Here is an 8,546-nt window from a genome sequence, read left to right as displayed (position 1 = left end):
GGCCTCGGTGCCGCGCGCCGTCCGCGCGGCCCGCTCGGCCTCGGCCAGCGGGCCCAGCAGGTCGAGCACGCCGGCCACGAACTCGCGCTCGAGCTCCAGGTCGGCGCGCTCGGCGAGCCGCTTCGCGTAGCCGGCGACCAGCTCGGCCAGCGTGCGCGGCTCCTGCGGGTCGAGCACCGCGCGGAGCAGGAAGTCGACGAACGCCTCGTCGGTGGGGAAGGTGAACGCGTCGGCGGCCTCGCCCTCGCCGGCGTTCATCGCCCGCTGGTAGCGGAACAGCTCGGGGTCGAGCCCCACGTCGACGAGGTGGCGGGTCCAGTCGGCGTGCCCGGTCTCCCACACCAGCCCGCGGGTCGGGTCGGCCAGGTCGGCCTCGACCAGCCGGTCGCGGTACGCGGCGAGGGTGAGCCTGCGCCGCTCCCGGGTGAACGGCAGGTCGTCGAGCCCGAGGCCGGGTCCGGGGGTGAAGGAGTACCAGGCGTCGGTGAGCTTGTCCGGGTCGCTGGACGCGGAGTGCCCGCGCCACTCCGAGACCTTCCCGGTGACCAGCAGCTGCCCGGTGCCCGTGTGCATCCACTCGCACACCACGTGCGCGACGTCGTCGCCGAGCACGAACTTCTCCAGCACGTTCGTGCTGGTCGTGCCCACGACCTGGCGCCTGCCCGGCAGGATCACCGAGAACACCAGCTTGAGCAGCACCGACTTGCCGCCGCCGTTCTCCAGGAACAGCACCGACGCGGGCGATGGCCTGCGCGGCACCCGCTCGACGTCGTCGGCGGAGAAGAAGTCCAGCTGCGCCGGCGCGCCGCTGACCGGGGCGCCCAGCCCCCGCAGGTCGAGGCAGACGTCCTGGTAGCGGGCACCGGGCGGGCCGACCGAGAACAGCCGCACCCGCGAGAGCTCATACATCCCCGGCCTCCGGGCCGAACCCCTCCGAGCCGTCGACCGAGGGCGCGGTGGGCCGCAGGGTGCCGAGCGCGGAGGTCACCGGGAGCACGCCCAGCTCCAGCAGCTCGTCGAAGGCGCGGCGGGCGGCCAGCTCGCGGACCTGCACCTGGTAGCGGGCGGTCGTGCGGAAGGCGCCGCCCGTCCCCTGCCCGTCCGCCCCGACCGGCACCAGGAAGCCCTGGTCGGCCAGGAAGCGCAGGGCCTTGCCGACGATGCCGCGGGTGGTCGCGTCGCCGGCCCGGCCGTCCTTGGTGGCCGCGGCCGGTGGGCGCCGCGAGTACGCCCGCCACACCGCCTCCAGCTCCGGGGCCTCCGAGAGCGGGTCGCTGTTCTCCCCGGTGCCCTCCACCCGCTCCTGCAGCACCCGGCAGGCCTCCCGCACCGCGGCGTCGACCTGCTCGACCGAGACCCGCCCGACGTAGCTGTCGTTGCCCAGGTCGTCCGGGCGCGGGAAGGCCAGTGCGGCCACCGCGAGGTGGGCCAGCCCGTGCAGCACCTTGTCGGCCTGCCGGTTGGCCAGCGCGGTACGCCGGGCGTACTCGTCCATCCGGATCTCGAAGATCGACTCCTCGGTGGCCGCGACGACCGCGCCCGACTGCGGCCCGACCGCCAGCACCACCAGCCCCAGCCCGGACGCCACCCGGTGCACGAGGTCCTTGAACGTGTCGTCCTCGCCGTAACGGCGCACCAGCTCGGCGTAGCCGGGGTCGCGCGCCGGCACCAGCTTGGGCCGCATGCCCAGCGCGACCAGCCGCGACGCCGACTCCACGTCCTGGGCGCGGATGCCGGTCACGCCACGTCCTCGGCCAACTCGTCGGCCAGCTCGGCGGCCGGTTCGTCGAGCGCCACCTCGACCGACCCGATCAGCAGGTCGGACCCGCCGAACTCGGGGTCGCGCAGCACCGTGCCGTCGTCGACGGCCAGGCACACCCGCTCGTCGCCCTGGTTGCGCGCGGTGGCCACCGACGTGCCCAGCGCGTGCAGGGACCGCAGCACGACCAGCTCGGCCAGCGCCGGGTCGAGCGCCCGGGCCGCGGCCAGCGCCGCGGACAGCCGCCGGGGCGGGCCGGGCGCCTCCAGCAGCGCGCCGACCCGCCGCCACTGCTCGTCGCTGTAGCGGTCGGTGTCCACGGCGACCAGCTCCGGCTCGGGCATCACCTCACCGAGCGGGTCGCGCTCCGGCGGCGGCTCCAGCAGCACCTCGACCAGCCCGGTGAGGCTGGGCACGCTGGGCACGCGCAACCCGGTGCCGGCGCTGAAGAACCGGCCGGTCGGCCCGGCCGCGCGGGCGACGTCCAGCTCCAGGCACGGGTTCAGCAGCTGCCCGAACACGTCCACCGCGGCCCGCTGCGGGCGCCCGGCGAACTGCTGGCGGTCCTGCTCGGCGCGGAAGGTGGCCCCGGCCTCCTGCAGCCGGGTCTGCAGCTGGGTGTGGCGCTGGATGCAGTCGCCGACGATGTCGACCAGCTCCGCGGCCTGCCGGCGGCGGCCGGGCTCGGTCGCGGTGTCGCGGGCGTCGGCGATGTTGGCCAGGATGGCCGACTCGGCCCGGTACCGGGACTCGATGTGGCGCAGCGCCTCGTCGATCAGCTCCGGCACGGCCGAGAGCCAGTCCACCGAGCGCACGTCGCGGCGGGTGGAGTCCAGGCGCCCGCGCAGCGCCTCGGCGTACTGCACGGTGCGGTAGCGGGCCTGCTCGGCGGCCAGTCGGGCGTCGCCGAGGCGCCCGCGGCTGATCAGGTTCTCCAGCTTGACCTCGGCCGCGACCTGGGCCGACTCGACGTCGGTGTCCAGCGCGCCGACCAGCACGTTGATCGCCTCGTCGGAGGCGCGCAGGTAGATCGCGCCGTCCGGGCCGGCCAGCTCGACGAGCAGCTTGAAGTCGAACCGGCGGCGCAGGTAACCGCCGTCGGGTCCGCTGGTGCCGTAGTCGGCCCGGAAGCCGCGGTCGACGCTGCCGACGTTGATCAGGTTCTCGACGACCCAGTGGCCGATGCGCTCGTGCTCGGCGCCGGGCGCGTCGGGGGCCTGCGCGGAGATGAACGGCGCCAGCCTGCGCACGACCTGGCCCTGGTCGGCGCCGGTGTCGAAGTCCATGGCCAGGGTGACCTGGTCGATGGCCTGCAGCGCGATCTCGGCCATCTGGTAGCGGCCGGCGTCGACCCACTCCAGCCGGTGCTTGCGCTGGTCGAGCTCGTGCAGCGGGGCGGTGCACGCCAGCGCCTTCAACCGGCGGGCGACCCCGTCGTCGAGCACGGGTGCCGCCCCGTCCGCTGCCGTCACAGCCGAGCACTCTACGAAGCCCGCCGGGCCCCTCCGCGACGGAGGGGCCCGGGGTGGCGGTCGAGGCGCCGTCCCGGACCATCCCGGTCAGCCATGCACGGCGCGCCGGTACCGCGCTCGTCGTCCGGCGCTTGTCGGACGTGACGGGTTGCAGGACGATTCGCTGGGTCCGACCGGCCCAGACTCACGTTCGCGTGCTCCAGGGCTCCACGACGGCAGATCGCGAGGTGCCATGCGGGAAGGGGGCTCGCTGTCCGCACCTCGGGACGAGCGCGGCGGGCGCGGCCTGCCGCGGGGGCGCTCCAGCCTGCCCGCCTCCGACGTCGCCGCCGATCAGCACAGACGCCTGCTGGGCGCCGCGGTGGCGACCGTGGCCGAGAAGGGCGTGCACGGCGTGACCGTCGCCGACATCGTGCGCCGGGCCCGGGTGTCGCGCGCGACGTTCTACGCGCACTTCACCGACAAGGACTCCTGCGTGCTCGCGGCGGGCGCGCACGGCTGGGCGCAGCTGGTCGACGCGGTCACCGCGGCGCCCCGGGAGCTGCCCGAGGACGCCGACGCCGAGCAGCAGCTGCGCACCGCGTTACGCGCGTTCCTGCGGTTCCTGGTCGACGAGCCCGCCTTCGCCCGGCTGTTCTACATCGACCTGCCGGCCATCGCCGAGGAGGGCGTGACCCGCCACGGAGCCGCGACCCACCAGTTCGCCCGGCTCAACCAGGGCTGGCACGAGCGCGCCCGCCGCCGGCACCCCGACTGGCCCCGGGTGCCCTTCGACGCCTACGTGGCGCTGGTCGGCGCGGCCACCGAGCTGGTCGGCTCGCGCGTGCACGACGGCCGCATCGCCGAGCTGCCCGACCTGGAGGACACGCTCACCGACCTGCACATGGCGGTGCTGGCCGGCCGGGCCTGGCCGGCCGGCTGAGCACCCCCGGCGGCCCCCTCAGCGGCCCTTGATCTCGGCGGCGACGTCACCGCGCAGGTCGCGCTTGAGCACCTTGCCGCTCGGCGTGCGCGGCAGCGCCTCCGCGCGGAACACGACGTGCGCCGGCACCTTGAACGAGGCCAGCCGCTCGCGCACGTGGGCCTGCAGGTCGGCCGCCGACGCGCTCGTCCCGGGGCGCAGCTGCACGACCGCCACCGCCTCCTCCCCCAGCGACTCGTGCGGCACCCCGACGATCGCCACGTCGCCGACGGCCGGGTGCTCGTAGAGGGCCGCCTCCACCTCGGCGCAGTAGATGTTCTCCCCGCCGCGGATCACCACGTCCTTGAGCCGGTCGACGACGTAGACCCAACCGTCGCGCACGGCGCCGAGGTCGCCGGTGTGGAACCAGCCGTCGGTGAACGCGGCCGCGGTGGCCCCGGGGTTGTTCCAGTAGCCGCGCACGATGTTCGGGCCGCGGAACCACAGCTCCCCGACCTCGCCGGGGGCCACGTCCTCGCCGGTCGCCGGGTCGACGACGCGGACGTCCGCCCCGGGCGCGCAGCGCCCGACGCTGTCCGGGCGGGTCACGTAGTCGCTGCCGCTGTTCGACACCACCGCCGAGGTGGTCTCGGTGAGGCCGTAGCCGTTGGCCGGGGCGACCAGGTGGGTGAAGTCGGCGTCGATGCGACCGATCAGGTCGGGCGGCACCGGGGTGCCGCCCATGCTGATGCCGGCCAGGCTGGACAGCCGCGACGGGTCGGACGCGGCGGCCTCGACCAGCTGGCGCATCACCGTGGGCACCCCGGACACGCCGGTCAGCTGCTCGCGGGAGACCAGCTCGATGGCCTCCGCGGCGTCCCAGCGGTACTGCGTGGCGTGCTTCGCCCCGGCGGCCAGGGTGTAGAGCAGCCCGGTCAGGCCGGCGATGTGGAACAGCGGGAACGTGTTGAGCGCGCCGGGCTGGGGGGCGTCCGGGTCGGGGGTGGGCGGCACGCCACCGTTGGCGATCGTGGCCGAGACGAACCCACCGAGCATCGTGTTCATCAGGTTCGTGCAGTGGTTGCGATGGGTGCCCACCGCGCCCTTGGGCCGCCCGGTGGTGCCGGAGGTGTAGAGGATGGTGGCGTCGTCGTCGGGGTCGACCTCGACGTCCGGGGCGGTGGCGGCGGGGTCGAGCCCGGCGATCAGGTCGTCCCAGGTGCGCACCCCGTCGGCCGGCTCGCCGCCGCGCACCTCGACCATCGGGATGCCCAGCTCGCCGCGGTGCTCGGCCAGCACGGCGATCCGCTCGGCGTCGGCCACCAGCAGCTTTGCCCCGGAGTCGTCCAGGGCGTAGCGCAGCTCGGGGGCGGTCCACCAGGCGTTGAGCGGCACCACGACCAGGCCGGCGGTGAAGGCGGCGAACAGGATCGGCGCCCACTCGGGGTAGTTGCGCATGCTGACCGCGATGCGGTCGCCCTTGGCCAGCCCGTACTCCTCGCGCAGGGCGCGGGCCAGGCCCAGGGTCCGGCGCAGGTTCTCGGCGAAGCTCCAGCGCTGCTCGCCGTAGACGAGGAAGGTGCGGTCGCCGTGCGCGGCGGTCGACAGCAGCACGTCGCGCAAGGTCTGCGGGCCCTCGGCGTACACCCGCATCGGGATGCCCCCGACCTCGCGCTCCACCAGGGCGAACGGGCTTCCCGGCGCGGTGAACCGGGCGGTGAGCAGGGCCTTCTCGGTGCTGTCCGCGCTCGTGCGCGGGGAGGTGGCGGGGTCGGCGCTGACCAATTTCCAGCCCTTCGTCGAACGGGACGCGCGGGACGGCTGAACGTTCGTTCAGCACGCTAGGAGCGACGGCGGGCCGCTGTCAACGAGTACCGCGACCTGCCGGACGGGCCTTGACCAGGGCAGCGCCGCGGCGCACCGTCGAGGGATGGCTGCGCCGACGACGTCCCCGTCCACCACCGACGACACCGCCGGCTCGATGTCGGCCTACGTGCCGACCCAGGAAGGCCTCTCGCTGCCCGAGCCGCCGGTGTTCGCCACCGTCGAGGAGGAGCGCCGCCACCGCCAGGAGCAGCTGGCCGGAGCGCTGCGGCTGTTCGGCCGGTTCGGCTTCGGCGAGGGCGTGGCCGGGCACATCACCGTGCGCGACCCCGAGCACCCGGACATGTTCTGGGTCAACCCGTTCGGGATGTCCTTCCGCCACATCCGGGTCTCCGACCTGATCCTCGTCGACCACGAAGGCACCGTCCGGCACGGGAACAAGCCGGTCAACCGGGCCGGGTTCGTCATCCACGCCGCCGTGCACGCCGCGCGCCCCGACGTCGTGGCCGCCTGCCACGCCCACTCCGTGCACGGCAAGGCGTGGTCGTCGCTGGGGCGGGTGCTCGACCCGATCACACAGGACGCCTGCGCGCTCTACGAGAACCACTGCGTCGTCACCGAGGGCCGCGGCGCGGTCGTCGTCGACGAGGAATCGGCCCGGCTGCTGGCCGAGGGCCTGGGGCAGAACGCCATGTGCTTCCACCAGAACCACGGCATCTTCACCGTCGGGCAGACCGTCGCCGAGGCGGCGTGGTGGTTCGTCAGCACCGAGCGCAACTGCCAGGCCCAGTTGCTGGCCGAGGCGGCCGGCACGCCGACGATCATCGACCCGGACAACGCCCGGTTCACCCGCGACCAGATCGGCGGGTCCTACGCGGGCTGGTTCGCCTTCCAGCCGCTGTGGGACGAGATCGTGCGCAGCGACCCCGACCTGTTCGACTGACTGAGCGGCGGGCCGACCGCGACCCGCGTAGTGTCCGGGAGCCGTGACCGGTAGCACCGACGGCGTCATCGCCCGCAGCAAGGCCCACCTGGTCCGGCTCTGGGAGCAGGACCGGGCGGCGTTCGGGGTGTGGAGCTCGACGCGCGACGCGGCGGTCGCCGAGCTGATGGCCGCGAGCCCCTTCGACTACGTGTGCGTCGACCTGCAGCACGGCCACGCCACCTACGCCGACCTGCCCGGAATGCTCCAGGCCATGCGCGCCGCCGGCCGGGCCCCGCTGGCCAGGGTGCCGTGGAACGACCCGGCGTCGATCATGCGGGCGCTCGACGTCGGCACCTGCGGGGTGATCGTGCCGATGGTCGACAGCGCGGTCGAGGCGGCCGCGGCCGCGGCGGCGTGCCGGTATCCGCCGCACGGCTCGCGCAGCTGGGGACCCATGTGGGCCAGCGTGCGCGACGACGGGGCGCCCGGCCCGCGCGAGCAGGACGCCGCCGTGCTGTGCCTGGTCATGGTGGAGACGCGGGCCGCGGTGGACGCGCTGGACGAGATCGTCCGGGTGCCCGGGGTCGACGGTGTCTACATCGGACCCAACGACCTCGCGCTGGGCTGCGGGTTCGACCGCGCCACCTACCGCGACTCCCCCGCCGTCGACGCGCTCATCGAGGGGATCGTGACGACGTGCCGGGAGGCCGGCGTGGTGGTCGGCCTGCACTGCTCGGACGCGGAGATGGCCGCGCACTGGGCGGGGCGCGGGGTCCGCCTGCTCACCGTCGGCCAGGACCTCGCCCTCCTGCACGGCGCCGTGGCCCGGCAGTGGGCCGCGCTCGACCAGGCGACCGGCCGGGCGGAGTGACGACGAGCCCGGCCGGGCCCGCGGGCCGGGGTCGTCAGCCGCCGCCCTGGCTGCGGCTCCCGCTGCGCAGGCCGCCCAGGTTCGTCAGCCCGGGCGTCGGCAGGGGCCGCGACGGGTCGGCGATGACCACCTCGTCGCCGGCCGCGAGACCGGAGAGGATCTCCGTGCGCACCGGGCCGACCGCCCCGACCCGCACCGGGACCGGTTCCACCGCGTCGCCGCGCAGCACGGCGACCGCACTGGTCGCGCCGTCGGTGTGCACCGCCGACGTCGGCACCGTCAGCACCCCGGTGACGTCGGCCAGCCGGATCGCCACCGACGCCCCCTGACCGGCCGGGAACGGCCCGGTGGCGCCGGGCAGGGCGATCGTGACCTCGTAGGTGACCGCGCTGCCGGTCGAGCCGGCGGGCAGCAACCCGACGGCGGCGACGCTGCCCTCGATCGCGTCGCCGGAGCCGTCCGGAGTGACCGTGACCGGGTTGCCGACGGCCACCCGGGCGATGTCGCCCTCGTCGACCGGGACCTCCAGCTGGTAGCCGCGGCTCGCCGCGACGACCACCACCTGCGGCGCGGGCGAACCGCCCACCACGGTGTCGCCGACCTGCAGGTCGAGGGCGCCGACGGTGCCGTCGATCGGGCTGACGAGCACGGCCTGCTCCCGGTTCTGGCGGGCCTCGGTGAGCGCGGCATCGGCGGCCTCGACCGCGGCGCGGTCGGCGGCGAGCTGCTCCGGGGAAGCGGGCTCGCCGCGGGCCCCGGCCAGGGCCTGCGCGGCCGCCCCCGACGGCAGCGAC

Annotated in this window: 7 protein-coding genes and 1 pseudogene; 3 read left to right on the top strand and 5 right to left on the bottom strand. The window is 75.1% G+C overall.

The window, feature by feature from the left end; all coding sequences use genetic code 11:
* The 3 genes and pseudogenes from KIK08_RS35175 to KIK08_RS35165 all read right to left on the bottom strand — a co-directional run.
* Nucleotides 1–909 (bottom strand): annotated as a pseudogene (locus KIK08_RS35175) (hypothetical protein); the annotation flags it as partial.
* The gene (locus KIK08_RS35170) at nt 902–1,684 is read right to left on the bottom strand and encodes a hypothetical protein (protein WP_214407643.1); all 783 of its coding nucleotides are present in this window, start codon (nt 1,682–1,684) and stop codon (nt 902–904) included. The pseudogene KIK08_RS35175 and the gene KIK08_RS35170, both read right to left, overlap by 8 nt.
* 53 nt (nt 1,685–1,737) lie before the next feature.
* Nucleotides 1,738–3,231 carry a hypothetical protein gene (locus KIK08_RS35165; RefSeq protein WP_214407642.1) on the bottom strand — a complete coding sequence of 498 codons (1,494 nt, stop codon included), beginning with the start codon at nt 3,229–3,231 and terminating at the stop codon, nt 1,738–1,740.
* A 232-nt stretch (nt 3,232–3,463) separates the two neighbouring features.
* Between KIK08_RS35165 and KIK08_RS35160 the strand changes: the two genes are divergently transcribed.
* Nucleotides 3,464–4,153 (top strand): TetR/AcrR family transcriptional regulator, encoded by a 690-nt coding sequence (locus KIK08_RS35160; RefSeq protein WP_214407641.1) that lies wholly within the window; start codon nt 3,464–3,466, stop codon nt 4,151–4,153.
* Between the two features lie 18 nt (nt 4,154–4,171).
* Here KIK08_RS35160 and KIK08_RS35155 read toward each other — a convergent pair whose 3' ends face one another.
* The gene (locus tag KIK08_RS35155; RefSeq protein ID WP_214407640.1) at nt 4,172–5,917 is read right to left on the bottom strand and encodes a class I adenylate-forming enzyme family protein; all 1,746 of its coding nucleotides are present in this window, start codon (nt 5,915–5,917) and stop codon (nt 4,172–4,174) included.
* Between the two features lie 145 nt (nt 5,918–6,062).
* On the opposite strand from KIK08_RS35155, the gene KIK08_RS35150 reads away from it, so the two are divergent.
* Both KIK08_RS35150 and KIK08_RS35145 read left to right on the top strand, forming a co-directional pair.
* A complete protein-coding gene (locus KIK08_RS35150; RefSeq protein ID WP_214407639.1) occupies nt 6,063–6,899 on the top strand; it encodes a class II aldolase/adducin family protein in 837 nt (278 codons plus the stop codon).
* Nucleotides 6,900–6,942: 43 nt separating this feature from the next.
* Complete coding sequence (locus tag KIK08_RS35145; RefSeq protein ID WP_214407638.1) at nt 6,943–7,752, top strand: HpcH/HpaI aldolase family protein; 810 nt, start codon at nt 6,943–6,945, stop codon at nt 7,750–7,752.
* A 34-nt stretch (nt 7,753–7,786) separates the two neighbouring features.
* On the opposite strand, the gene KIK08_RS35140 is transcribed toward KIK08_RS35145, so the two are convergent.
* Nucleotides 7,787–8,546 (bottom strand): efflux RND transporter periplasmic adaptor subunit (locus KIK08_RS35140; protein WP_214407637.1); only part of this gene is annotated, 760 nt, incomplete at its 5' end.

The sequence above is a fragment of the Pseudonocardia lacus genome (assembly GCF_018531445.1).
Lineage (GTDB): Bacteria > Actinomycetota > Actinomycetes > Mycobacteriales > Pseudonocardiaceae > Pseudonocardia > Pseudonocardia lacus.
This window is presented reverse-complemented; position numbering and strand designations above follow the sequence as displayed.

What these genes read in the sequence shown, in the direction of transcription:
- KIK08_RS35150 (WP_214407639.1), top strand. Translation starts at nt 6,063, where the DNA reads ATGGCTGCGCCGACGACGTCCCCGTCCACCACCGACGACACCGCCGGC.
- KIK08_RS35160 (WP_214407641.1), top strand. Translation starts at nt 3,464, where the DNA reads ATGCGGGAAGGGGGCTCGCTGTCCGCACCTCGGGACGAGCGCGGCGGG.
- KIK08_RS35170 (WP_214407643.1), bottom strand. Translation starts at nt 1,684, where the DNA reads ATGCGGCCCAAGCTGGTGCCGGCGCGCGACCCCGGCTACGCCGAGCTG.